General features: G+C 72.0%; 20 protein-coding genes and 2 pseudogenes. 12 read left to right on the plus strand and 10 right to left on the minus strand.

Translation table 11 applies throughout. The features are described from left to right. Positions 1-18 precede the first annotated feature (18 nt). Both ABTY98_RS04445 and ABTY98_RS04450 read right to left on the minus strand, forming a co-directional pair. Entirely contained in the window at positions 19-504 is a 486-nt protein-coding gene (locus tag ABTY98_RS04445) for a DUF3515 domain-containing protein (protein WP_352219362.1), read from the minus strand. A gap of 20 nt (positions 505-524) precedes the next feature. Next, entirely contained in the window at positions 525-758 is a 234-nt protein-coding gene (locus ABTY98_RS04450) for an Lrp/AsnC family transcriptional regulator (RefSeq protein ID WP_352219363.1), read from the minus strand. Between the two features lie 205 nt (positions 759-963). Here ABTY98_RS04450 and ABTY98_RS04455 point away from each other — a divergent pair, with 205 nt between their 5' ends. Together ABTY98_RS04455 and thiD are read left to right on the plus strand one after the other, a co-directional pair. Beyond that, positions 964-1,929, plus strand: a complete 966-nt coding sequence (locus tag ABTY98_RS04455; RefSeq protein WP_352219364.1) for a thiamine-phosphate kinase — start codon at positions 964-966, stop codon at positions 1,927-1,929. Next, positions 1,926-2,723, plus strand: a complete 798-nt coding sequence (thiD, locus tag ABTY98_RS04460) for a bifunctional hydroxymethylpyrimidine kinase/phosphomethylpyrimidine kinase (RefSeq protein WP_352219365.1) — start codon at positions 1,926-1,928, stop codon at positions 2,721-2,723. Before ABTY98_RS04455 ends, thiD begins: the two co-directional genes overlap by 4 nt. On the opposite strand, the gene ABTY98_RS04465 is transcribed toward thiD, so the two are convergent. Further along, positions 2,717-3,913, minus strand: a complete 1,197-nt coding sequence (locus tag ABTY98_RS04465; protein WP_352219366.1) for an FAD-dependent monooxygenase — start codon at positions 3,911-3,913, stop codon at positions 2,717-2,719. The genes thiD and ABTY98_RS04465 overlap by 7 nt on opposite strands. 34 nt (positions 3,914-3,947) lie before the next feature. Continuing rightward, positions 3,948-5,777, minus strand: a complete 1,830-nt coding sequence (locus ABTY98_RS04470) for an ATP-binding protein (protein WP_502994154.1) — start codon at positions 5,775-5,777, stop codon at positions 3,948-3,950. 22 nt (positions 5,778-5,799) lie between these two features. On the opposite strand from ABTY98_RS04470, the pseudogene ABTY98_RS04475 reads away from it, so the two are divergent. Next, positions 5,800-6,285, plus strand: a pseudogene (locus ABTY98_RS04475) (magnesium transporter MgtE N-terminal domain-containing protein); the annotation flags it as partial. Positions 6,286-6,755: 470 nt separating this feature from the next. Here ABTY98_RS04475 and ABTY98_RS42235 read toward each other — a convergent pair. Beyond that, positions 6,756-7,124, minus strand: a pseudogene (locus ABTY98_RS42235) (AfsR/SARP family transcriptional regulator); the annotation flags it as partial. Positions 7,125-7,526: 402 nt separating this feature from the next. Next, positions 7,527-7,712, minus strand: a complete 186-nt coding sequence (gene rpmB, locus ABTY98_RS04485) for a 50S ribosomal protein L28 (RefSeq protein WP_003993230.1) — start codon at positions 7,710-7,712, stop codon at positions 7,527-7,529. A 260-nt stretch (positions 7,713-7,972) separates the two neighbouring features. On the opposite strand from rpmB, the gene ABTY98_RS04490 reads away from it, so the two are divergent. Beyond that, positions 7,973-9,646 carry a DAK2 domain-containing protein gene (locus ABTY98_RS04490; RefSeq protein WP_352219367.1) on the plus strand — a complete coding sequence of 558 codons (1,674 nt, stop codon included), beginning with the start codon at positions 7,973-7,975 and terminating at the stop codon, positions 9,644-9,646. 19 nt (positions 9,647-9,665) lie between these two features. Here ABTY98_RS04490 and ABTY98_RS04495 read toward each other — a convergent pair whose 3' ends face one another. Both ABTY98_RS04495 and ABTY98_RS04500 read right to left on the minus strand, forming a co-directional pair. Continuing rightward, positions 9,666-12,575, minus strand: coding sequence for a tetratricopeptide repeat protein (locus ABTY98_RS04495; RefSeq protein ID WP_352219368.1), 2,910 nt, complete (start codon positions 12,573-12,575; stop codon positions 9,666-9,668). Continuing rightward, entirely contained in the window at positions 12,575-14,422 is a 1,848-nt protein-coding gene (locus tag ABTY98_RS04500) for an HSP90 family protein (RefSeq protein ID WP_352219369.1), read from the minus strand. The genes ABTY98_RS04495 and ABTY98_RS04500 overlap by 1 nt, the downstream gene beginning before the upstream one ends. Before the next feature lie 168 nt (positions 14,423-14,590). Here ABTY98_RS04500 and recG point away from each other — a divergent pair, with 168 nt between their 5' ends. The 8 genes from recG to mutM all read left to right on the plus strand — a co-directional run bounded on the left by recG (position 14,591) and on the right by mutM (position 21,982). Further along, complete coding sequence (gene recG, locus ABTY98_RS04505) at positions 14,591-16,795, plus strand: ATP-dependent DNA helicase RecG (RefSeq protein WP_352219370.1); 2,205 nt, start codon at positions 14,591-14,593, stop codon at positions 16,793-16,795. A 139-nt stretch (positions 16,796-16,934) separates the two neighbouring features. After that, the gene (gene rsmD / locus ABTY98_RS04510; protein ID WP_352219371.1) at positions 16,935-17,522 is read left to right on the plus strand and encodes a 16S rRNA (guanine(966)-N(2))-methyltransferase RsmD; all 588 of its coding nucleotides are present in this window, start codon (positions 16,935-16,937) and stop codon (positions 17,520-17,522) included. A 26-nt stretch (positions 17,523-17,548) separates the two neighbouring features. Further along, the gene (gene coaD, locus ABTY98_RS04515; RefSeq protein WP_352219372.1) at positions 17,549-18,028 is read left to right on the plus strand and encodes a pantetheine-phosphate adenylyltransferase; all 480 of its coding nucleotides are present in this window, start codon (positions 17,549-17,551) and stop codon (positions 18,026-18,028) included. A gap of 58 nt (positions 18,029-18,086) precedes the next feature. Next, positions 18,087-19,184, plus strand: a complete 1,098-nt coding sequence (locus ABTY98_RS04520; protein WP_352219373.1) for a F0F1 ATP synthase subunit B — start codon at positions 18,087-18,089, stop codon at positions 19,182-19,184. A gap of 162 nt (positions 19,185-19,346) precedes the next feature. Next, a complete protein-coding gene (locus tag ABTY98_RS04525; RefSeq protein WP_352219374.1) occupies positions 19,347-19,997 on the plus strand; it encodes a YceD family protein in 651 nt (216 codons plus the stop codon). Positions 19,998-19,999: 2 nt separating this feature from the next. Next, positions 20,000-20,173, plus strand: coding sequence for a 50S ribosomal protein L32 (gene rpmF, locus ABTY98_RS04530; protein WP_003951102.1), 174 nt, complete (start codon positions 20,000-20,002; stop codon positions 20,171-20,173). Positions 20,174-20,181: 8 nt separating this feature from the next. After that, entirely contained in the window at positions 20,182-21,039 is an 858-nt protein-coding gene (gene rnc, locus ABTY98_RS04535; protein WP_352219375.1) for a ribonuclease III, read from the plus strand. An 82-nt stretch (positions 21,040-21,121) separates the two neighbouring features. After that, positions 21,122-21,982: a bifunctional DNA-formamidopyrimidine glycosylase/DNA-(apurinic or apyrimidinic site) lyase gene (mutM, locus tag ABTY98_RS04540; protein WP_352219376.1), complete on the plus strand. Its 861-nt coding sequence runs from the start codon at positions 21,122-21,124 to the stop codon at positions 21,980-21,982. Here the strand turns inward: mutM and ABTY98_RS04545 are convergent. Together ABTY98_RS04545 and ABTY98_RS04550 are read right to left on the minus strand one after the other, a co-directional pair. Beyond that, positions 21,955-22,359 carry a winged helix-turn-helix transcriptional regulator gene (locus ABTY98_RS04545; RefSeq protein WP_352219377.1) on the minus strand — a complete coding sequence of 135 codons (405 nt, stop codon included), beginning with the start codon at positions 22,357-22,359 and terminating at the stop codon, positions 21,955-21,957. The genes mutM and ABTY98_RS04545 overlap by 28 nt on opposite strands. 80 nt (positions 22,360-22,439) lie before the next feature. Then, a complete protein-coding gene (locus ABTY98_RS04550) occupies positions 22,440-23,585 on the minus strand; it encodes a CAP domain-containing protein (RefSeq protein ID WP_352219378.1) in 1,146 nt (381 codons plus the stop codon). Positions 23,586-23,631: the final 46 nt, after the last annotated feature.

Raw genomic sequence — 23,631 nt, forward strand, 5'->3', positions numbered from 1 at the left:
GCCCCGTCAGGGGCGCGCCTAGTCGGCGATCCCCTCCGGAATCGCCTTCTTGACGGCAGGCGCCAAACTCACCAGTGGCGCCATGCCGTCCCCCGTCCGCTCCTTCGGAATCGTCACCTCCACATACGCCTTCCGGAGCGTCGTCGTGAACCGGAACACCCCGCCGGCCTGCTGCTCCAGCAGCCACCCGACCCCGTTCACCTGCACCCCGTCGGCCTCCGGATCGGCCATCTTCGCAGGCCGTACGACACCGCAGCGCAGTATGATCGCCGGGTCCCCCCAGCCCGCCGTCAGCGCGGACGAGGGCTCGGGGTCACGGCGGGTGAGTCCGTCCACCTTCTTCGGCAGCACCCCGTCGAGGCGGTCGCACAGTCTGGCAACCGTCGCGCCCGGGCTGGGAACCGCCGCCGACGGGGCGTCGTCCGCCGATGAGCAGCCCGCCGCCGCGATCATCAGCACGGCGAGCGCGGGCAGACCGAATGGCCGGTGACGGAAAATGTTCACCGGCCAAGCGTAGACGGGGGCTACAGATGGACGACCGGGCAGGTCAGGGTGCGCGTGATGCCCTCCACTTGCTGGACTCTCGCGACCACGAGGCGGCCGAGTTCGTCGACCGTCTCCGCTTGTGCGCGCACGATGACGTCGTACGGTCCTGTCACATCCTCGGCCTGGATGACTCCAGGGATCTTGCTGATGATCTCGGCGACGGTCGACGCTTTGCCGACCTCCGTCTGGATCAGGATGTACGCCTGTACCACGGAACCTCCAGGGCGGCCACGAGGATCATGTGGGGAAAAGGAACGCCACGGTATCGCGTCGCCGCTCACCGCGGGGAGACCTGCGCGGACAGGGGCTTGCGCGCCACGGTGCAGGCACGACAGAAGTTGACGGTCACCTCGACCGTAACCAGGACGAGAATGACGCGCGAGCGGGCACGGCACGGCAGAGAAGGGGCGTAGGGCAATGAAGGGCACTGTTGGTGAGCTGGGGGAGTTCGGGCTCATCAGGGAGCTCACCTCCCGTCTCACCACCACTCCGGCGGTCCGGGTCGGCCCCGGCGACGACGCCGCGGTGGTCGCCGCCCCCGACCGCAGGGTCGTGGCGAGCACCGACATCCTGCTGGAGGGCCGGCACTTCCGCCGCGACTGGTCCACGGCCTACGACGTGGGCCGTAAGGCGGCGGCACAGAACCTCGCGGACATCGCCGCCATGGGCGCCGTGCCGACCGCGCTGCTGCTCGGCCTGGTCGTCCCCGCCGAACTGCCGGTGACCTGGCCCAGCGAGCTGATGGACGGCATCCGCGACGAGTGCCAGGTGGCCGGCGCCTCGGTGGTCGGCGGCGATGTGGTCCGCGGCGACACGATCATGCTCTCCATCACCGCGCTCGGCGATCTGCGCAACCAGGAGCCGGTCACCCGGGGCGGCGCCCAGCCCGGCGACCTGGTGGCCGTCACGGGCTGGCTGGGCTGGTCGGCGGCCGGCTACGCGGTGCTCTCCCGCGGCTTCCGTTCGCCGCGCGCCTTCGTGGAGGCGCACCGCCGCCCCGAGCCGCCGTACCACGCGGGCCCGGCCGCCGCGGGGCTCGGCGCGACCGCGATGTGCGATGTGAGCGACGGGCTGATCGCCGACCTCGGGCACATCGCGGAGGCCAGCAAGGTGCGGATCGACATCCGCTCCGGTGCGATCGACATCCCGTCCCAGATGAACGACATCGGGCAGGCCGTCGGCGTGGACCCGCTGCAGTGGGTGCTGAGCGGCGGTGAGGACCACGCGATCGTGGCGACCTTCCCGCCGGACGTGAAGCTGCCCGCCCGCTGGAAGGTGATCGGCGAGGTTCTCAACCCGTCCGCGCTGCCCCAGGTGACCGTCGACGGGGCGCCCTGGACCAGCAAGGGCGGCTGGGACCACTTCGGGGACATCGAGTCATGAGCCTCCCGCGCGTGCTGACGGTCGCGGGCTCCGACTCCGGCGGCGGGGCCGGGATCCAGGCCGACCTGAAGACCATGCTGGCGCTCGGCACGCACGGCATGAGCGTGATCACGGCGGTGACCGCGCAGAACTCCGTGGGCGTGCAGGGCGCTTGGGAGCTGCCGGTGGCGGCGGTGCGCGCCCAGTACCACAGCGTCGTCGACGACATCGGCGTGGACGCGGTGAAGACCGGGATGCTCGCCTCGGCCGAACTCGTCGAGACCGTCGCGGAGTTGATCGCCGGGACCGACGCGCCCGTGGTCGTGGACCCGGTGGGCGTCTCCAAGCACGGCGATTCCCTGCTCGCCGCCTCCGCCCTGGACTCGGTCCGCACCCAGCTGCTCCCGCTGGCCACCGTGGCCACGCCCAACCTGGACGAGGTGGCCCAACTCACCGGCCTACACGTCGAGTCGGAGACGGATCTGCGCCGGGCCGCGGCGGCCGTACTGTCGTACGGGCCGAAGTGGGTGCTGGTCAAGGGCGGGCATCTGCCCGGCGAGGCCGTGGACCTGCTCACGGACGGCACGGACGAGTTCCGGCTGCGCGCCCCCCGCCACGACAACCGGCACACGCACGGCACGGGCTGCACCCTCGCGTCCGCGATCGCGTCGCAGCTCGCGAAGGGGCAGTCCGTGCCCGAGGCGGTGGCGGTGGCCAAGGAGTACGTCACCGGGGCGATCGCGGCCGGGTTCGCACTCGGCGCGGGGATCGGGCCGGTGGACCACGGCTGGGCCCTGAGCAGGGGCCCTCAGTAGGGGTATTCCCGCAGCTTGATGTCGGTGGCCGCCTTCTCCGTTATCTTCTTGAAGAAGCGGGCCAGCGGGCGCGAGCTGAGGACCCGGTACATGCGGTCCCGGTTGCGGATGCGCCGCTCGGTGGGCGGGGCGAAGAACGGGCCGGCGTTCCCGGACATCTTCTGGCAGCCCTTGGCGAAGTCCCGGATCCGGGACTCGTACTCGGCGAAGGCGGTACGGAAGTCGCCGCCCGCGAGGGCGAGCTCACCGGCGAGGACATGGGCGCCGACGACCGCCACGCCCGTGCCCATGCCGCCCATGGTCGCCCCGTACCCCGCGTCCCCGAGCAGCGCCACCCGACCCTTGACGAGGCGGTCGACGTGGATCTGGGCGATCGCGTCGAAGTACAGGTCGTCTGCCTCTTCGAGGGCCTTGAGCAGGGTCGGGCCCTCCCAGCCGAAGCCGGCGAACCGTTCCACGAGGATCTGCTTCTGCGCCGTGACGTCCCGGCGGTCGTACGACAGCTCCTCGGACCGGAAGACCAGCAGCGCGCCGGCGCGGTGCGGGTCGCCGTCGTAGTTGCCGATGACGGCTCCGCGGCCGGGCTCGCTGTAGGCGCGGCCGGTGTGGTCCAGGCCCAGGTGGTTGGGGACGTCGAAGCCGGCCACGTAGTGGTCGAAGAAGCGCAGGTAACGGGACTCGTCACCGAAGGCGAGCCGGCGGGTGTTGGAGTGCAGGCCGTCCGCGCCCACGACCAGGTCGAAGCGGCGGGGAGCGCCCTGCTCGAAGGTGACGTCGACACCGTCCGCGTCCTCGGTGAGCGAGGCGATCGAGTCGCCGAAGACGTACTCGACGTCGTCCTCGGTGCGCTCGTACATGATCTGCGCGAGGTCGCCGCGGAAGATCTCCACGTCACCGCTCATCAGCTCGGCGGGCAGGTCCACACGCGGGCTGCCGTCGGCGTCCACCACGCTCTGCCGGCCCATGTGGGTCTGGCGGGCGTGGATCTCGTCCCAGATGCCCATGGAGGTCAGGACGGTGCGGTGGACATGGCGGCGGAAGTCGACCGCGAAGCCGCCGCCGCGCAGCTCCGGGGCCTTCTCGACGACGGTGACCCGGGCGCCGAGCCGGGCGAGGTCGAGGGCGACGGCGGGGCCGGCCACGCTGGCGCCGGAGACCAGGACGTTGAGGTGAGCGAGATGCTTCGTCATGCCGTCAGCTTCGGCGGGGGCGCTGACCGTCCTCCTACCGTTCGCTGACCGCCGCTGACCGTTGCCGTAGGCCCTGGTCGAAGGCCTTGTCGTAGGCCTCGGGCGACAGCTTCGCGCGTACGTTCCGCTCGACGCGTACGACGTCCGGGTCGGCCTGCGCCCGGGCGCCTCGCAGGGCCGTAGCCGCGCCGAGCAGTACGGCGGCTCGCTCGGCCGAGTCGGCGACCGACGCCAACGCCTCCGCCGTGTCGGCGAGTTCGAGGGTGCCCGGCCCCTCGACGGCGAGTTCGGCGGCCTGCCGGAACCAGTCGCGAGCCTCCTCGGTGTGCCCCTCGGCGGCGGACGTCCGGCCGAACCCGATCAGGATGCGGACCGTCTCGCCGACGCTGAACCAGTTGGCTGCGCACTCCCTGAGGGCGTTCTCGTAGTGCACGCGCGCGCGTGCCGTGTCTCCGGAGAGCCGGGCCGCGTCGCCGAGACCGCGCCGGGCACCTGCCACCTTGTCGGGGAGCCCGGCGCCACGGGCGAGCGTCAGCGCCTGCTCGAAGTGGGCCTCGGCGCCCGCGGTGTCCCCCTGGTGCAGCAGCACGGTGCCCCGGGTGCGCAGCAGGTCGGCGGTCTCCTCCGGGGCCGCCAGCTCCCGCATGTACGCCAGCCCCTCGTCCAGCAGCTCCAGGGCGCGGCGTGAGTCCCCGCGCGCGTGGGCGGACATGCCGAGCGGGTCGAGGCAGTTGGCCATCCCCCAGCGGTCACCCGTCGCCCGGAACCCGTCCAGCCCCCGGGCGAAGCACTGCTCGGCCTCCCGTGGCCGGCCCGCGAGCATGTCCCGGAAACCCAGGCCGACATCGAGCAGCGCACGCGCCCAGGGGTCGTCGCCGGCCAGGGCGAGGGCCCGCTCGTCGGTCGCCGGCCGGGGGCCGACCGCGACCGACCACAGCATGAGGATGTACGGCAGCCGCAAGGGGCCTTCGTATGAGGCCATCAGCGCGTCCACGCGCGCGGCGAGCTCTTCGTGGTCGTCCTGGCCGACCGGGTGGTCGCCGTCGCCCAGCAGCACGTTGATGGCGCACAGCACGTACTCCTCCGTCAGCCCCGGCGGCGGCGCGCCCCCCACGGCGGCCAGCAGCTGCCGTGCCGACGTCACCTGTTCGCCGTGCAGCCCGCGCAGCCGCCAGAAACAGGACAGGACGGCCATCAGCCGCAGGGCGTCCTCGGGGCCGTGGCGTACGAGATGGCGGAGGGCCGCGTCCAGGTTGCCGTGCTCGGCGGACAGCCGTCCCAGCCAGGGCAGCTGACCGCCGCCCCGGAGCTTCGGCTCGGCCCGCTCGGCCAGCCGCAGGAAGTACCCGGCGTGCGCGTCCCGCAGGCCGTCCGGGGCGGGCAGCTCCTCGGCGGCGAACGCGCGGATCGTCTCCAGCATCCGGTAGCGGCCCTCGGACACCTCCAGGAACGACTTCTCCACCAGTGAGGCCAGCACGTCCTCCGGGTACGGCAGCCCGCACACCGCCTCGACCGCCGCCAGTGTCGCGCCCCCGGAGAAAACCGTCAGCCGCCGCGCCAGCTTCCGCTCCTCGTCGTCCAGCAGGTCCCAGCTCCACTCGACGACCGCGCGCAGGGTGCGGTGCCGCGGTGCCTTGGAGCGGTCGCCGCGCGAGAGGAGGCGGAACCGGTCGTCCAGGCGGTCGGCGAGTTCGTCGGGGGTGAGCGTGCGCAGCCGGGCCGCCGCCAGTTCGATGGCCAGCGGCAGCCCGTCGAGGGCGGCGCAGATGTGCGGCACGCGCGCGTGGCCGTCGAAACCGGGGCGCACGGCGCGGGCCCGGTCCAGGAAGAGCCGCTCGGCCGGTTCCGGCGGCAGCGGGGGCACCGGGACCAGGACCTCGCCGGTGATGTTCAGGGACTCCCGGCTGGTGGCCAGGATCCGAACGCCCGGGGAGGAGGCGAGGAGCAGGGCGGCGGTTGCGGCGGCCGCCTCGACCAGGTGCTCGCAGTTGTCGAGGACGAGCAGCAGCTCGCGCTCCTCCAGGGCGGCCAGCAGCCGGTCCGTGGTGTCGGCGGCGGGGCTGCGCAGGCCCTCGCGGACGCCGAGGGCGGTGAGGACGGCGTACGGGATCTGGGAGCCGTCGCTCAGCGGCGCCAGCTCGACGAAACAGACGCCGCCGTCCTGGCTTGCCGCCTCGATCTTGCGCGCGGCCTCGCCCGAGCTCGCCGCCTCGATCTTGCGCGCGGCCTCGTCCGAGCTTGCCGCCTCGATCTTGCGCGCGGCCTCGTCCGAGCTTGCCGCCTCGATCTTGCGCGCGGCCTCGTCCGAGCTTGCCGCCTCGATCTTGCGCGCGGCCTCGTCCGAGCTTGCCGCCTCGATCTTGGGCGCGGCCTCGTCCGAGCTTGCCGCCTCGATCTTGGGCGCGGCCTCGTCCGAGCTTGCCGCCTCGATCTTGGGCGCGGCCTCGCCCGAGCTCGCCGCCTCGCCCGAGCTCGCCGCCTCGCCCGAGCTCGCCGCCTCGCCCTTGCTCGCCGCGTCGCCCTTGCTCGCCGCGTCGCCCTTGCGCGCGGCCTCGCCCGAGCTCGCCGCCTCGCCCTTGCTCGCCGCGTCGCCCTTGCGCGCGGCCACGATCCTGTTCGCCGCCTCGACCGCCAGCCGGGTCTTGCCCGCACCGCCCGGGCCGGTGAGCGTGACCAGACGGGAGCCGGCCAGAAGGCCGGCGATCCGGGCGAGTTCGGGCTCGCGCCCGACGAACCGGGTGAGCTGGACCGGGAGCCTGGGCCGCTCGGGCTCCGCGCCCCTGAGCAGCTCCAGGTGCAGCGCGGACAGCTCCGGCGAGGGATCGGCGCCCAGCTGGTCGGCGAGGGCGCGACGGGCCTCCTCGAACACCGTGAGCGCCTCGGCGGGCCGCCCGCTCGCGTGCAGGGCCCGCATCAGCTGCCCGTACAGCCGCTCGCTCAGCGGATGGGCGGCCAGCAGCGCCCGCAGCTCCGATACCAGCCCGGAGCCGCCACCGAGCGCCAGTTCCGCCTCGATCCGGTCCTGTACGGCGGCCAGCCGCAGCTCTTCGAGCCGTGCGGCCTCGGCGTGCGCGTCCGGGAGGTCGGGCAGCGCGGGGCCGCGCCACAGGGCGAGCGCCTCCCGGAGCTGCGCTGCCGCGTTCTGGTGGTCGCCGGCGCCGAGTGCGGCGCGTCCGGCCGCACACCGTGCTTCGAACTGGTGTACGTCCACCGTGTCGGGGGCGACGGCGGCTCGGTAACCGGCGGCAGTGGCCTCGATCTCGGCGTGCGGCGCCAGGCGCCTGCGCAGCCGGGAGATCTGGGACTGGAGGGCGTTGGCCGCCCCGGCGGGCGGCTCGGCGCCGTACAGGCCGTCGGTGAGGCGCTGCGCGGAGACCGCGCAGCCGGCGTCCAGGAGCAGCAGGGTGAGCAGCGCGCGGGGGGCGGGGGCCGCCGGGGTCGACGGGGGTGCCGTCGTCGGTGCGTATGTCCAGGGGGCCCAGAATGCCGAAGCGCATGGTCGGGATTCTGGCAGGTGGGCCAGGAAGCAGGCACGGCAAAAAGCCGGCCCACCCTTCGGTGGACCGGCTCTGTGCAGCGAACCAGCAGTGGCCGCGCGCTCAGCAGCAGTGCGTCAGCGCGAGACCTTGCCGGCCTTGATGCACGAGGTGCAGGCGTTCACGCGCTTCGGCGTCCCGCCGACCACGGTACGCACGCGCTGGATGTTCGGGTTCCAGCGACGGGACGTACGGCGGTGCGAGTGCGAGATGTTGTTGCCGAAGCCCGGCCCCTTGCCGCAGACGTCGCAGTTGGCAGCCACGGGTCACTCCAAAGACTTCAGATGCACTTACGGTTGGATCCCGGCGTGCCGGGATCGAGATCCAGGGGATCCGAGATCTTGAGTGGCGTTGCCAGGGGTAATGGCCCGATGAGATCGGGCAACCGGAGCAGCATACAACGGCTGCGTCGGTTAGACGAAACTAGCATGGCAGCTCAGGGGCCGGCTCCCGGCCTACTTCCGGTGGACACCCTCCCGGGGTCTACGCTGCGACCACGTCGGGCCAGCTCAAGGAGGCGCAGGTGGCGCAGGTGCCGCAGACATTCCTCGATGCTCTCGCGGTGCGCACCTGGTGCGGTCTCGCGCTCGGGGCGATCGGCCGGGCGCGCGAGGAGATCGACGCGATCAATGTCTACCCGGTGGCCGACGGCGACACGGGCACGAACCTCTATCTGACGGTGGAGTCGGCCACGGGGGCCGTGGAGGCCGTCTTCGCAGGTTATGAGCTGGGTGAAGAGGTCCCCACGCTGGCCGACGCCGTGCGCGCGATGGCGCACGGGGCCCTCATAGGCGCGCGCGGCAACTCCGGCACGATCCTGGCGCAGCTGCTGCGCGGCATGGCCCATGTCCTCACCGACGGTGAGGCCACTCACATCGACGGCGAGGGGCTGCGGCTCGCCCTGCGGCACGCCGCCGACGCCGCCCGCCGGGCCGTGGCCCACCCCGTCGAGGGCACGGTGCTGTCGGTCGCGGCGGCAGCGGCCGACGCCGCCGAAGCGGCCGAGGGCGACTGCGGGACGATCGCGCGGGCCGCCTACGAAGGCTCGTGCAAGGCGCTCGCGGAGACCCCGGGACAGCTGGCCGCCCTGGAGCGGGCCGGGGTGGTCGACGCCGGCGGGCGGGGCCTGGTCGCGGTGCTCGGGGCGCTGGTGGAGGCGTTCACCGGGGAGACACCGACGGCTTTCGACATGCACGCCCACGGGGCGGTCCCGATCGTGCACGCGCGCGTGGACGCCGTTTCCGACGCCCGCGCGGAGGCCTGCGCCGAGTCGGCCGGGGGCCCCGCCTTCGAGGTCATCTACCTCCTGGAGGCCGAGGACGCCGCCGTGGACCGGCTGCGGGCCCGGCTCGACGCCCTCGGCGACTCCCTGGTCGTGGTCGGCGGCGACGGCCTGTGGAACGTCCATGTGCACGCCGACGACGCCGGCGCCGCCGTGGAGGCGGGCGTCGAGGCGGGGCGGCCGTACCGGATCCGGATCACGCACTTCGGCGCGGGGGACGTGCACACCGGCGGGGAGCCGCCGCGCGAGCGCGTACAGCGCGCCGTGGTGGCCGTGGTGCCGGGGGAGGGGCTGGTCGGGCTGTACACCGAGTCCGGCGCGACCACCGTGCTCGCGCGCCCCGGGGAGCCGCCCGCCAGCGGGGAGCTGGTGGACGCCGTACGGCGCGCCCACGCGCGCGAGGTGGTGCTGCTGCCCAACGACGCCGACCTGCGGCACACGGCGGCCGCGGCGGCCGAGCAGGTCCGCGCGGAGGGTATCCGGGTGGCCCTCATCCCGACCCGCTCGGCGGTCCAGGGCATCGCCGCGCTCGCGGTGCATCAGCCGGACCGCCGCTTCGACGAGGACGTCGTCCAGATGACCTCGGCTGCGGGCGCCACCCGCTACGCCGAGGTCGTGGTCGCGGAACGGCAGTCCTGGACCATGGCCGGCATCTGCCAGGCCGGGGACGTGCTGGGCCTGATCGACGGTGATGTGGCGGTGATCGGCTCGGACGTGACGGCCACCGCCGAGACAGTCCTCGACCGCATGCTCCAGGCCGGTGGCGAGCTGGTCACTCTCGTCCTCGGCGACGAGGCGCCCGAAGGCGTCGCCGAACGCCTGGAGGCACGGGTGCGCGAGGCGTACCTGGCCGTCGACACGGTCGTCCACGACGGCGGGCGGCAGGGGGCCCCGCTCCTCATCGGCGTCGAGTGAGCCCCCTGCGCACGCCCCTTCACGCCTCCGTGGGCTCCAGCAGCTGACGTGCCTCCGCCCGCCGGGCCCGGACCGTGTCGTCGTCCGGGTCGGCGCCCTCGTAGGCGTCCAGTACGGCACGCCCGCGTGCGGCCGCGTCCGCCGGCCGGCTCAGGTCGGCCTCCAGCCAGCCCGCCGCGAGTTCGGCGCCGGTACGGCTGTGCAGCCCGTCCTCGCCCAGCCCGGCGAAGAGGGCGATCGCCGCCGTCATCTCGGCCAGCGCCGCCTCGAACGCGTCCTGGATCGCCGCGTCCTCCGCGTCCTCGGGCACGGACCGTGCCAGCAGATCACCGAACTGCCGGTGAGTGTGGCCGAGTTCACCGGTGAGCCGCTCCCGGGCCGCCGGATCCGCGAGCGCCGCCAGCGCCGTCTCGCACTCCGCCACCGCGGCCGCCATCAGCCTCCGCGCACCCTCCGTCCCCGCCTCCGTGCGCAGCGCCAGCCACGCGCGGGCCCGCAGCGAGCGGACCAGGAAGTGCACGTTGCCCATCGCCCGCCACAACTCGCCCGCGCGCGTGTACGCCTGGTCCGCCTCGGCGGGCAGCCCCGCGTTGCCCAGCGACTCCGCGGCCAGGTGCGCGAGGGTGGCGTGGTCGTGCTGCTCGGGCCAGTGCCGGGCGATCTCGGCGGCCTTCAGCCGCCGTTCGGCCGCCGCGTGGTGCTCGCCGAGCTCGCTCAGGCAGTCCCCGAGCCACCACTGGGTCTGGACGACCGCGCCGTCGCCGTGCGTCTCGGCGCTCAGGTCGGCCAGCGCCGACTCCAGCACCTCGGCGGCCTCCGCGAACCGCCCCTGCCGCAGCAGGAAGCCGCCCAGCTGGTGCCGCGCCCAGGCGCCCAGGGTGCCGCTCTCCCCGGCCTCGTCGGCCCAGTGGGCGGCCTCCAGGGCGTGCTCGGCGGCCTCCTCGGCCGCGCCCCGGCCGCCGAGGACCTCGGCGAGCTGGAGATGCAGCTGGGCCCGTCCGACCGGCTCCACATACGGGCCGCCGTGCTCCAGGGCCGCGCGCAGCGCCCGCTCCGCCTCGGCCATGTCGCCCTGCTCATGGGCGAGCGCGGCCACCCGCACCTCGTACTCCACCGCGAACCACGGCAGCTCCGCACCGACGAACTGCGCCGACGCCTGCCGGAACAGCTCGCCCGCCCGCTCCCCGTCCCCGGCGTGCTCGGCCAGTTCGGCGAGCATCGCCCGCCCCTCGGCCGCCCGGGACACCAGCCGGACATCGGAGCCACCGCGCCCACCGACGAGCGCCAGCAGCTCCCGTACGGCCTGCTCGGCGTCGGCGGCGCCCTCGGACCGCTCGTGCACCCACCGCATCAGGATCCGCGCCCGGCTCATCAGCACGGACGCCGTCTGCCGCACGCCGGTGGCGTCGTCGGCGTACAGCGCGAGGATCCGGTCGTACGGCTCGACGATCGCGGCCGTCGCCTCGTCGAGCTCCCCGGACAGGGCGCGTACGTAGGCGGCACGGGCGCGTGCCGCGATCGCCTCCCCCTCGTCGCCCGCCTCCGCGTACAGTTCCGCCGCCCGCTCGAACAGCTCGACGCCCTCCGGGCCGCGGCCCATCGCCGTGTGGTCGGCGATCTCCGCGTGGACATAGGTGTCCACCTCGGCGCTCTCGGCGGCCTCCGCGACCGCCGCCCAGGCCTCCAGGGCGTGCGGCTGGAGCGTGTCCGACAGCCGGCGCGCCTCGGCGAGCAGCGCGGGCAGCGAAGGCTGCTCCGGCGCGGGCGCCTGCACGACCGGCGCGACCGGCCCGGCGGGCGCCGTCCGCATCGCCCGCACGCCCAGCGGCAGCCGGTCCACCAGCGGCCGCTGCGCCATGCGCTCGCGCAACTGGTCGCCGACATAGGAGGTGCCGTTGCGGGCGTCGAACCGCGCGGCCAGCTCCAGGGCCTCCGCGCGCGCGTGGCCGGCGAGTTCCACGGCGCTCCACGCCCGCCCGGCCGGCCCCGGTACCCGCTGCTCACCGAGGCCCAGCTCGGTCAGCCGCTCCATCAGCAGCGTCACCACCGCCATGAAGTCCATCCGGCTGCGCGGCTGCCCGGTGTCCGTGAAATAGGCGGGACGTTCCGCCAGCAGCTCAAGACCGCGCGCCTCGTTGCCGGTCAGCGCACAGAACTCCACATGGTCCGCGTAAGCGCCCCGCATGCTCTCCATGGGACGGACCAGCCGGAAGCCGCGCAGATGGTGGGCGCGGGCCTCGTCGGCCCGGCCGAGCCGCAGCAGCGGGGCCAGGGAGGAGGCGAGGACCGTGTGCGGCTCATGGGCGCAGCTGTACTCGCCCTCCAGGACCGGCCCCCACAGCTCCAGCGCCTCGGCGTCCCGGCCGTTCCGCAGCTGCCAGCCGCCCTGCCCGTGCAGCTCGCACGCATGGCAGTCGGCCATCCGGTCCCGGTCCGCCGCCAGCCAGGCCCTGTACGCCCGCTCCGCGCGCGTGAGGTCACCGATGTGTCCGGCGACACTGAACTCGGCGCTGCGCACCGCCCGCTCGGAGTGCCCGGCGAGCCGGTAGCGGTGCTCCATCTCGCCCAGCCACTTCTCGATCGAGGCGAGCGGAATGTGCGGCTGGTCGAGCATGCCGGCCGTCATCCACTTGAAGACCCAGTACAGCGAATGCGTCTCGTACTCGTCGAAGTCCCCGGGCCGCTCGTCCCACAGGCGCAACAGCCTCGCGAACGGGACGAACATCTTGTCCTTCTCGGAGCTGTAGTTGTAGACCTTCAGCTGGTGCCCGAGCGCCTCGATCACGGCGAGCGGGATGTTCAGCTTCTCGGCCTCCACCAGCAGCTGCTCCGCGCGCGCGTTGCGGGCGGGCCCCTCCGGCTCCTCGGAGTTCTCGGCCATCGCGCGGCGCAGCGAGTCGAAGTCCGCGATCCCGCCGGTTTCGCCCATCAGCGGTCACCCTCTCCGTGCTCTCGTCCGTGCTCTCGATAAGTCGCCCATTCCAGGAGACCGATGAACGAGCGGTTGATCAGCGCCGAGTCGGCGGGCCGCAGCGGGCGCTGGGCCATGAGCAGCGCCTGCCCGTAGAGCGATTCGCTCGCGGTGCCGATCAGCTCCGGGTCCTTCAGGGAACTGATCCGCCGGATCAGCGGGTTGAGGTGGTTGAGCACCAGACGCGCCCGGGGTGCGCTGCCGCGCAGCGAGCCCAGGATGCCCGCCCACAGGTCGTCGGCCTGTTCCTCGGCCTTCGCGCGGGCCTGCTCGTGCCGGGCCGCGCGGTCGTCCAGGTGCAGCGCGGGCACCGAGAGGGGGTGGAAGGCGCGCAGGACGACATCACAGCCCAGCGGGTCCAGCTTCGCCCGCGCGGCCGCGAGAAAGCCCGCCAGCGCCAGCTCCTCCGCGGGATCCACCGCGTCCAGATGCGCGGTCACGGTGTCGGCGTCCAGCTCCGCGACCACCGTCCCGGGCCGCACCGACGGCAGCGCCTCGACCAGCTCACTGTCGTACGTGTAACCGCCGTTGATCACCCCGACGCCCTGCGCGGAGGCGATCGGCGCGACCTGCCGGTACTCCTCGACCGTCCGCGTGAAGTGCACCACCGGGTGGCGCTGTGCGAACTCCTCCAAGGACAACTGCCCGTCGGTGGTCTCGAAGGGGAGCCACGGCAGCATCGTGCGCAGCATCTCCTGGTCGTGCCGGGCGAGGGACTTCACACCCAGGTGGTGCACGGACAGGAAGGCGGAGAGCCGTTCCGGATCACCGGCGGCCAGTCCGGTCAGCCAGGACCGGATCCTTTCGCCGAGCGCCTCCCGTACGGCTGCCAGCGTCTCGTCCTCGTACAGCGACTCGCGCGAGGCGGTCGGCCGCAGACTGTCCGTGTCCAGGACACAGCGCACGAAGAACGCCCAGTCGGGCAGCAGCTGTTCGGCCCGCTCGGTCAGCAGCATGCCCTTGAGGTGCACACGATGGGTGGCCCGCTGGGCGGGACTGACCGCCGACGGCAGCACATACGCCACCCCCCGGATCCCGGCCAGCGGCACGTCAAGGGCGATCGAGTCCAACGGCGTGAACCCGAAAAGCTCGTGACAGTGCCTGGCCAGCGCCACCCGGCGGGTACTGGGGGAGGGGTACGGACGGTCCCAGGGCGCGGGCAGATCGGTGACCGCCTCGTCGCCCACCCGGACGTCGTACGGCAGCAGCGAACCGAAGTCCCGCGCCAGCGCGAGCACCCGCCGCTCGTCCAGCCACTCCGCCGCGCCCGCCCGCGCCACCAGATGCACGGTGGTGCCGGGCTCGGGACGGGCCTCGGGCGCCAACGTCCTTACGGTGTACGACCCGTCGTCGCGTGCCGTCCACTCCACGGGCGGCGCGTCCGGGGTGCGGGCACTGCGGCTGACCACCCGGATCCGCTCGGCGACCACGAAACAGGCCAGCAGTCCGATGCCGAACTGGCCCAGGAAGTCGGAGCGGGCCTCCTGCAGCCCCTCCGCCCGCTTGGAGCTGCGCCCGATGGTCGCGAGCAGGCTGTGCACGTCCGACTCGGTGAGCCCGACGCCGCTGTCCTCCACCCGAAGGGCACTGCCGTCGGCGTACAGCCGCACCCGCGCGGGTGCGTCGGGCTGCTCGGCCCGTCTGGCGGTGATGGCGTCCACCGCGTTCTGCAGCAGCTCGCGGAGATAGACCTTGGGGCTGGAGTACAGATGATGGGAGAGCAGGTCCACCAGACCACGCAGGTCGACCTGGAACGTATGAGGTGACTGTGATGCCTGGGATGACTGTGAGGTCTGGGAGTCCATCGTCGCTGCGCCGGAGGGGGGAAGGGTGGTCGGCGCGGGGTCGGGCGGTCCCTGGTGGGGTGGTGACCGCGGAAGGATGGCCGGAGCGCGCCATCCTATGACTCAAAACGGCCGTCTGACCAGGGGTTTCCCGAGACATATACGGCATTGTCAGTGGGGTGGTGTGCAATGGATCTCGTGCCCGCACTGGAAGAACCACTGAAGAAGGTGCTCGGCCCAGCCACCGCGAAGGTGATGGCCGAGCATCTCGGCCTGCACACCGTCGGCGATCTGCTGCACCACTACCCCCGCAGATACGAGGAGCGTGGCCAGCTCACCCACCTCGCCGACCTGCCCATGGACGAACACGTCACGGTGGTCGCCATGGTCGCCGACGCCCGACTGCACACGTTCGCCTCCTCCAAGGCGCCCCGCGGCCAGGGCCAGCGGCTGGAGGTCACGATCACCGACGGCAGCGGCCGGCTCCAACTGGTCTTCTTCGGCAACGGCGTCCACAAGCCCCACAAGGAACTCCTGCCGGGCACCCGCGCGATGTTCGCCGGCAAGGTCTCGGTCTTCAACCGCCGCCTCCAACTGGCCCACCCCGCCTACGAACTGCTCCGCGGCGACGACCCGGCCGAATCGGTGGAGACCTGGGCCGGAGCCCTCATCCCCCTCTACCCGGCCACCGCCAAGCTGGAGTCCTGGAAGATCGGCAAGGCGATCCAGACGGTGCTGCCGAGCGTCCAGGAGGCCCTGGATCCCCTCCCTCCCACCCTCCGTGAGGGCCGCGGACTCGTCCCCCTCGCCGAGGCCCTCCTCAAGATCCACCGCCCGCACACCAAGGCGGACATCGCGCAGGCCCGCGACCGCCTCAAGTGGGACGAGGCCTTCGTCCTCCAGGTCGCCCTGGCCCGCCGCCGCCACACCGACGCCCAACTCCCCGCGGTGGCCCGCAGGCCCAGCCCCGACGGTCTCCTCGCGGCCTTCGACGACCGTCTCCCGTTCACCCTCACGGACGGCCAGCAGAAGGTCTCGAAGGAGATCTTCGACGACCTGGCGACGGAGCATCCGATGCACCGCCTTCTGCAGGGCGAGGTCGGCAGCGGGAAGACGCTCGTCGCCCTGCGCGCCATGCTCGCCGTGGTCGACGCGGGCGGCCAGGCTGCCATGCTCGCGCCCACCGAGGTGCTGGCCCAGCAGCACCACCGCTCGATCACCGAGATGATGGGGGAGCTGGCGGAAGGCGGCATGCTGGGCGGCGCCGAGCACGCCACCAAGGTCGTCCTGCTCACCGGCTCGATGGGCACGGCCGCCCGCCGCCAGGCGATGCTGGACCTCGTCACCGGGGACGCCGGCCTGGTGATCGGCACGCACGCGCTGATCGAGGACAAGGTCCAGTTCCACGACCTGGGCCTGGTGGTGGTGGACGAACAGCACCGCTTCGGAGTCGAACAGCGCGACGCCCTGCGCGGCAAGGGAAAGCAGCCGCCCCACCTCCTCGTCATGACCGCGACCCCCATCCCGCGCACGGTCGCGATGACGGTCTTCGGCGACCTGGAGACCTCGGTCCTGGACCAGCTCCCGGCCGGCCGCTCCCCGATCGCCACCCATGTCGTCCCCGCCGCCGACAAGCCCCACTTCCTGGCCCGCGCCTGGGAACGGGTCCGGGAGGAAGTCGCCGGCGGCCACCAGGCCTACGTGGTCTGCCCCCGCATCGGCGACGAGGAGGAGGACCCGAAGAAGGCGAAGAAGACGGCCGAGGACGAAGCCGAGAAACGCCCCCCGCTGGCCGTCCTGGACGTGGCCGACCACCTCACCAAGGGCCCGCTCAGCGGCCTGCGGGTGGAGGTCCTGCACGGCAGGATGCACCCGGACGACAAGGACGCGGTGATGCGCCGCTTCGCGGCGGGAGACACGGACGTCCTGGTGGCCACGACGGTCATCGAGGTCGGCGTGAACGTCCCGAACGCCACCGCCATGGTGATCATGGATGCCGACCGCTTCGGCGTCTCCCAGCTCCACCAGCTGCGCGGCCGAGTGGGCCGAGGCTCCGCCGCCGGTCTCTGCCTCCTGGTCACCGAGATGCCCGAGGCGAGCGCGGCCCGCCAGCGTCTGACGGCGGTGGCCTCGACCCTGGACGGCTTCGAGCTGTCGAGGATCGACCTGGAGCAGCGGAGAGAGGGCGACGTCCTGGGCCAGGCCCAGTCGGGAGCCCGCTCGAGCCTCCGCGTCCTGGCGGTGATCGAGGACGAGGAGATCATCGCGGAGGCGAGGGAGGAGGCGACGGCACTGGTGGCGAAGGACCCGGAGCTGACCGACCTCCAGGGCCTGCGAACGGCCCTGGACGCCCTTTTGGACGAGGAAAGAGAACAGTTCCTGGAAAAGGGCTGAGGTGCATCGCCCCTGAAGGGGCGCGGGGAACTGCGCGACCAGCCACATCACACCCGCAGCCGCCGGCTTCGGCCAGGCACCCACCCCCGTAGGCCTGCCAGACTGAACGGTAAAGCCGTCCACGACGAAGGACCCTCGAATGACCCGCGTGATCGCCGGCGCAGCCGGTGGACGTCGGCTGACCGTGCCGCCCGGCACGGGAACCCGGCCAACTTCCGACCGCGCACGCGAGGGCCTGTTCTCCACCTGGCAGTCCCTCCTCGGCGGCCCCCTGGACGGCGAACGCGTCCTCGACCTCTACGCCGGTTCCGGCGCTGTGGGCCTGGAGGCCCTCTCCCGGGGCGCCGGCCACACCCTCCTCGTGGAGGCCGACCCCAGAGCCGCCCGTGTCGTACGCGAAAACGTGAAGAACCTGGGCCTGCCCGGCGCCGAAGTGCGGGCGGGCAAAGCCGAACAGATCATCCAGACACCGGCGCCGTCACAGCCGTACGACATCGTCTTCCTGGACCCCCCGTACGCCGTCTCGGACGACGATCTTCGGGAGATTCTCCTCACACTCCACTCGGGGGGCTGGCTAGCACCGGATGCCCTCGTCACCGTGGAGCGCAGCACCAGAGGCGGCGTTTTCCACTGGCCGACCGGCTTCGAGGCCCTCCGGTCCCGTCGCTACGGCGAGGGAACGTTTTGGTACGGTCGCGCCGCCTCTACGTGCGAAGACGCACGATGACCGGACCGGAGAGCGAGGGATCACAAGTGCGCCGCGCCGTCTGTCCCGGGTCGTTCGACCCGATCACCAACGGACATCTCGACATCATTGCCCGGGCGTCCCGTCTCTACGACGAGGTCTACGTCGCGGTGATGATCAACAAGTCCAAGAAGGGCCTGTTCGAGATCGACGAGCGGATCGACCTGATCCGTCAGGTCACCGCCGACTACGGAAACGTCCGCGTCGAGGCGTTCCACGGCCTCCTCGTCGACTTCTGCAAGCAGCGCGACATCCCGGCCATCGTGAAGGGCCTGCGGGCCGTCAGCGACTTCGACTACGAGCTGCAGATGGCCCAGATGAACATCGGCCTGTCGGGCGTGGAGACGCTCTTCGTGCCGACCAACCCCACCTACAGCTTCCTCTCGTCCTCCCTGGTCAAGGAGGTCGCCCAGTGGGGCGGGGACGTCTCCCACCTGGTTCCGGAGGCCGTTTTCGAGGCCCTCAACAAGCGTATTCGCGGGGACTGATGGGGCTACAGTCGTCCCGTCCGTCTCCAACACAGCTGTAGAGAGTGGCGAGCGCAGGGTGGACGTACAGAAGAAGCTCGACGAGATCGTGGCCACGGTCGCCGGTGCCCGGTCCATGCCCATGTCGGCGTCGTGCGTGGTCAACCGTGCCGACCTGCTCGCGATGCTCGAAGACCTGCGCCAGGCGCTGCCCGGCTCCCTCGCCCAGGCCCAGGAGCTGATCGGCGACCGCGAGCAGATGGTCGAGCAGGCCCGCATGGAGGCCGAGCGGATCATCGAGACCGCGCACGCCGAGCGCGGCTCGCTGATCTCCGGCACCGAGGTGGCCCGCCGCTCCCAGGCGGAGGCCGACCGGATCATCGCCGAGGCCCGCAGGGAGGCCGAGGAGGTCCGCGCCGACGCCGACGACTACGTCGACTCCAAGCTCGCCAACTTCGAGGTCGTCCTCACCAAGACCCTCGGCTCGGTCGGCCGTGGCCGCGAGAAGCTCCTGGGCACCGGCCCCGGCCTGGACGAGCAGGGCTACGAGGACGAGGACGCCCCCGAGCGCAGCCACGACCCCGAGACCCTGCGCCGGGACGCCGACGCCTATGTCGACGTCAAGCTCGGCGCCTTCGAGGCGGTCCTCGCCAAGACCCTGGAGGCCGTCGGCAAGGGCCGCGCCAAGCTGCACGGCCGGATCGCCTCCGACGACCTCGGCGCCCTGGCCGACGACACCACGACGTTCCAGCACTCCAGCGACGCCGACTACCTCGCCGACCTCGCGGCCCTCGCCGACCAGGACGCCCAGACGGCCCAGGCGGCGCAGGCCGAGCAGCAGCAGGCCGTCGCCGCCCAGCAGCAGCCGCGGTACGACCAGCAGCCGATGCAGCAGCCCGTCGTACCGCAGCAGGATCCGTACGGCTATCCGCAGCAGCAGCAGCAGCCCGCCTACGCCCAGCAGGACGCGTACGGCTACCAGCAGGACCCCTACGGCTACCAGCAGGCCGACCCCTACGCCTACCAGGGCTACGACACCGGCCAGCAGCCCGTCTACGACTCCCAGCAGCACTCGGCCCAGCACCAGTCGTACGCCCTCGACGAGACCAGCCTCTTCGACACCGGCATGATCACGCCGGAGCAGCTGAGGGCGTACGAGCAGGGCCGGGGCCTCTAGACCGGGCCGCAGGCCTGGGAAACCGGCCGCAGGCCAGCGGATTGGGCCGACAGCGAAAGGTCCAGTATCCTGGCTGTTCGGTCGCGTCTACGTCTGCGATCAACGCTGCCCGGAGGAAACCTCCGGACGGCGGCCCTCTGAACTCGAAGATCGAAAGCAGGAATGGCTCCTCACGCACGCCTCGACCACCGCAACCCGTTCGTGTTCGACACACACGAGCTGGGGCGGCGTCCTGGCGCGCTGCAGCGCCTGCCCCGCACGATCGACGCTCCCAAGGATCTCGGTATCCAGGGGGTCATCGGAGTGCCGGAAGGCGCCCCGGTGGAGCTCGACCTCCGGCTCGAGTCGGTCATGGAAGGGGTGCTCGTCACAGGCACCGCCCGTGCACAGGCCGAGGGGGAGTGCGTAAGGTGTCTGGAGCCGGTCGAGCAGGAGCTCGAAGCGGACTTCCAGGAACTGTTCTCGTACCCTGACGCCGACGACCGGGGCCGCGTGATCGCGGAACCGGGCGACGACGCCGAGGACGACGAGGACAGGTACTTCATCGAGGACGGCTTGTTCGACCTCGAACCCGTGCTGCGTGATGCGGTGGTGCTCGCACTGCCGATGCAGCCGGTGTGCCAGGACGACTGTCCAGGACTGTGCTCCGAGTGCGGAGCCCGCCTTGCGGACGACCCTGGCCACCACCATGACGCCGTCGACATCCGTTGGGCGGCTTTGCAGGGACTCGCCGGATCCACGAAGGACGGCGAGAAGGACGAGATGAGCGGCGCTGACGCGGAAGCGGGCGTCGACGAGAAGCAGGAGAAGTAGCCGTGGCTGTTCCGAAGCGGAAGATGTCGCGCAGCAACACGCGCCACCGCCGGTCGCAGTGGAAGGCTGCGGTCCCCACCCTGGTTGCGTGCGAGCGCTGCCACGAGCCCAAGCAGCAGCACATCGCGTGCCCGTCTTGCGGCACTTACAACAAGCGCCAGGTCCTCGAAGTCTGAGCGGCCAGGTGAGAGGCACTGTGTCCAGTCCCAAGAAGGCGGATGACGCCAAGGCGGACCCATCCGCCAAGAAGAAAACGGACAACACGGCCTCGTCCCACACGCTTCTGGAAGGGCGGCTCGGCTACAAGCTCGAGTCCGCCCTTCTGGTGCGTGCTCTGACCCACCGTTCCTACGCGTACGAGAACGGCGGCCTGCCGACGAACGAGCGGCTGGAGTTCCTCGGTGACTCCGTCCTCGGCCTCGTCGTCACGGACACGCTGTACAAGACCCATCCGGACCTGCCCGAAGGCCAACTGGCCAAGCTCCGGGCAGCGGTGGTCAACTCGCGTGCGCTCGCGGAAGTGGGCCGCGGTCTCGACCTGGGTTCCTTCATCCGGCTCGGCCGCGGTGAAGAGGGCACGGGCGGCCGGGACAAGGCGTCCATCCTCGCCGACACCCTGGAAGCGGTGATCGGCGCGGTCTATCTCGACCAGGGCCTCGACTCGGCGTCCGAGCTGGTGCACCGGCTCTTCGACCCGCTGATCGAGATGTCCTCGAACCTCGGAGCCGGCCTGGACTGGAAGACCAGTCTCCAGGAGCTCACCGCGACGGAGGGGCTCGGCGTGCCCGAGTACCTGGTCACGGAGACCGGCCCCGACCACGAGAAGACCTTCACTGCTGCCGCCCGCGTCGGAGGCGTCTCGTACGGCACCGGCACCGGCCGCAGCAAGAAGGAGGCGGAACAGCAGGCCGCCGAGTCCGCCTGGCGCGCCATCCGCGCCGCGGCGGACGAGCGAGCCAAGGCAGCCAAGGCGGCAGCGGCAGCCGAACAGGCCGCCGCGGCCGAGGAGGACGACGGCTCGTCGTCCGCCGCCTCCGCCTGAAGAACAGCGCGATGATCCGAGCGCCCGGCCCCTTCCCAGGGCCGGGCGCTCGAATCGTCCAGGGTCCTGCACGGGAGACGCGATGCCCGAATTGCCCGAGGTCGAGGTCGTACGGCGTGGCCTGGAGCGATGGGTCGCCCATCGGGTCGTAGCCGAGACCGAGGTGTTGCATCCGCGTGCCGTACGACGGCACCTCGCCGGCGCGGACGACTTCGCGCACCGGCTCAAGGGCCACCGTGTCGGGGTCCCGAGCCGGCGGGGAAAGTACCTGTGGCTGCCGCTGGAGGACACCAACCAGTCGATCCTCGCCCACCTCGGCATGAGCGGTCAGCTGCTGGTGCAACCGCACGAGACACCGGACGAGAAGCACCTCAGAATCCGCGTCAGATTCGCCGACGGCCTGGGTACCGAACTCCGTTTCGTCGACCAACGCACCTTCGGCGGGCTGTCGTTGCACGACAACACCCTTGAGGGACTGCCGGACGTCATCGCGCACATCGCCCGTGACCCCCTTGACCCGCTCTTCGACGACGAGGCCTTCCACCAGGCGCTCCGCCGGAAGCGGACCACCATCAAAAGGGCGCTGCTCGACCAGTCGTTGATCAGCGGAGTCGGCAACATCTACGCGGACGAGGCCCTTTGGCGGGCCCGTGTCCACTACGAACGCCCGACCGCCGGCCTCACCCGACCGCGCACCGCCGAACTCCTCGGCCATGTACGGGACGTGATGAACGCGGCGCTCGCCGTCGGCGGCACCAGCTTCGACAGCCTCTACGTCAACGTCAACGGCGAGTCGGGGTACTTCGACCGCTCACTGGACGCGTACGGCAGGGAGGGGCTGCCCTGCCGGCGGTGCGGTACGCCGATGCGCAGACGGCCCTGGATGAACCGGTCCAGCTACTTCTGCCCGAAGTGTCAGCGGGCGCCGCGGGTCTCGTCGTAACGTTCGCGGGCGGCCAGCACCTCGTCCATCCGGCTCTCCACGAAGTGGACGATGGACAGCAGGCGCTCGGCGACCTCGCGGCCGAGCGGGGTGAGTTCGTAGTCGACGCGCGGCGGGTTGGTCGGCTGGGCCTCGCGGTGCACCAGGCCGTCGCGCTCCAGCGCCTGGAGGGTCTGGGAGAGCATCTTCTCGCTGACGCCGTCCACGCGCCGGCGCAGCTCGTTGAACCGGAACGACCCCTCGTGCAGCGCGCTCAGCGTCAGCCCGCCCCAGCGGCCCATGACATGTTCGAGCGTGGTGCGCGAGGGACAGGCCCGGGCGAAGACGTCGTACGGAGGATGCGTCTCCTCGGGACGGTCCTGGGTGCTGGTGGTCATGCGTCAAGCGTAAGGGAGCACAGCGCTAACCGACAGGGGGCGCTAACTTTCGGTTAGCGCACCTCCGGGGCCGGGACGGCTCAGTACCCGAAGTCCTGCGTCCACCAGGGGCCGCCCGAACCGAAGTGGACCCCGACCCCGAGGGTCTTGAAGTCGCAGTTCAGTATGTTGGCGCGGTGGCCGTCGCTGTTCATCCAGGCGTCCATGACGGCCTGGGCGGTGGCCTGCCCCCGGGCTATGTTCTCGCCCCCCAGATTGGCTATGCCGGCGGCCGCGGCCCGGTCCCACGGCGTCTTGCCGTCCGGGTCGGTGTGGTCGAAGAAGCCCCGTGCGGCCATGTCCTCGCTGAACGACTCGGCCAGCTTGGTCAGCGAGGAGTTCGCGGACAGCGCGCTGCAGCCGACCTTGGCCCGCTCCTCGTTCACCAGCTTGAGCACCTCGGCCTCGGCGGCGGCCGCCTCGGACACGGTGATCGGCGCGGACGCCCTCACCGGCGCCTTGGTGGCCGTCTTGGTCGGCTTGGGTGTCGCCTTCCTGGAGGGCGTGGTCCTGGGCGTCGGCTTCTTGGTCGCCGACTTCGTCGGGGTGGGCGACGCGGAGGCGGAGGTGGAGGCCGAGGCGGACGCGGAAGCGGATGCCGTCGCCGTCGGCGAGGTGGAACGCTGGGTGCCAGGGCCGGCCGAGGAGCCGGTGTCCTGGCTCTCGGCGCTGCCGGAGGTGCCGCCCTGCTCGGCGGCCGTGTTGCTGGGCACCCCGTCGGCCTGTACCTGGTCGCCGCCGGTGGTGCTGGTGCTGCCGCCGAGCTTGTAGTTCTCCAGGCCCGGCACCACACCGGTGGCGACCGCGACGGTGCCGATGGCGACGGCGGCCGAGACCCCGAGCAGGCCCGTGCGCACGGGTCGTCCGGCCTTCTTCCTGCGCCGGTGGCCGCTGCCGCCCGACGGGGAGCCGCCGATGACCGGGGCGAACTCCTCGGTGGAGAAGACGGCCGTGTCGTCGGCCCGGGCGTAAGGACCGTCGGTCGCGTACAGGTAGGCGGAGCTGCGCGCGTTGGCGTCGGCGTACTCCTCCTGGTGCAGGTAGGCCGCGGTGCCCGTACCGAAGCGGAGGCCCGCGTAGGAGTCCTGCGGGTCGTGGCCGCCCGGGTACGGGCCGTCGTTGTCCGTGACCCCCGTGGCGCGGCTCGTGGCGGCGCGGCCGGCGGCGGAGCGTCGGTGGCGTCCCATGTCCTTGCCTTCTTCCCTCGTCCTCGCGGTCGGGGTCGACCAGGGG

This window comes from Streptomyces sp. NPDC096040 (assembly GCF_040303265.1).
Taxonomy (GTDB): domain Bacteria; phylum Actinomycetota; class Actinomycetes; order Streptomycetales; family Streptomycetaceae; genus Streptomyces.

What these genes read in the sequence shown, in the direction of transcription:
- mutM (WP_352219376.1), top strand. Translation starts at nt 21,122, where the DNA reads ATGCCCGAATTGCCCGAGGTCGAGGTCGTACGGCGTGGCCTGGAGCGA.
- rsmD (WP_352219371.1), top strand. Translation starts at nt 16,935, where the DNA reads ATGACCCGCGTGATCGCCGGCGCAGCCGGTGGACGTCGGCTGACCGTG.
- thiD (WP_352219365.1), top strand. Translation starts at nt 1,926, where the DNA reads ATGAGCCTCCCGCGCGTGCTGACGGTCGCGGGCTCCGACTCCGGCGGC.
- ABTY98_RS04525 (WP_352219374.1), top strand. Translation starts at nt 19,347, where the DNA reads ATGGCTCCTCACGCACGCCTCGACCACCGCAACCCGTTCGTGTTCGAC.
- ABTY98_RS04550 (WP_352219378.1), bottom strand. Translation starts at nt 23,585, where the DNA reads ATGGGACGCCACCGACGCTCCGCCGCCGGCCGCGCCGCCACGAGCCGC.
- ABTY98_RS04455 (WP_352219364.1), top strand. Translation starts at nt 964, where the DNA reads ATGAAGGGCACTGTTGGTGAGCTGGGGGAGTTCGGGCTCATCAGGGAG.
- ABTY98_RS04465 (WP_352219366.1), bottom strand. Translation starts at nt 3,913, where the DNA reads ATGACGAAGCATCTCGCTCACCTCAACGTCCTGGTCTCCGGCGCCAGC.
- ABTY98_RS04495 (WP_352219368.1), bottom strand. Translation starts at nt 12,575, where the DNA reads ATGGGCGAAACCGGCGGGATCGCGGACTTCGACTCGCTGCGCCGCGCG.
- ABTY98_RS04500 (WP_352219369.1), bottom strand. Translation starts at nt 14,422, where the DNA reads ATGGACTCCCAGACCTCACAGTCATCCCAGGCATCACAGTCACCTCAT.
- ABTY98_RS04545 (WP_352219377.1), bottom strand. Translation starts at nt 22,359, where the DNA reads ATGACCACCAGCACCCAGGACCGTCCCGAGGAGACGCATCCTCCGTAC.
- recG (WP_352219370.1), top strand. Translation starts at nt 14,591, where the DNA reads ATGGATCTCGTGCCCGCACTGGAAGAACCACTGAAGAAGGTGCTCGGC.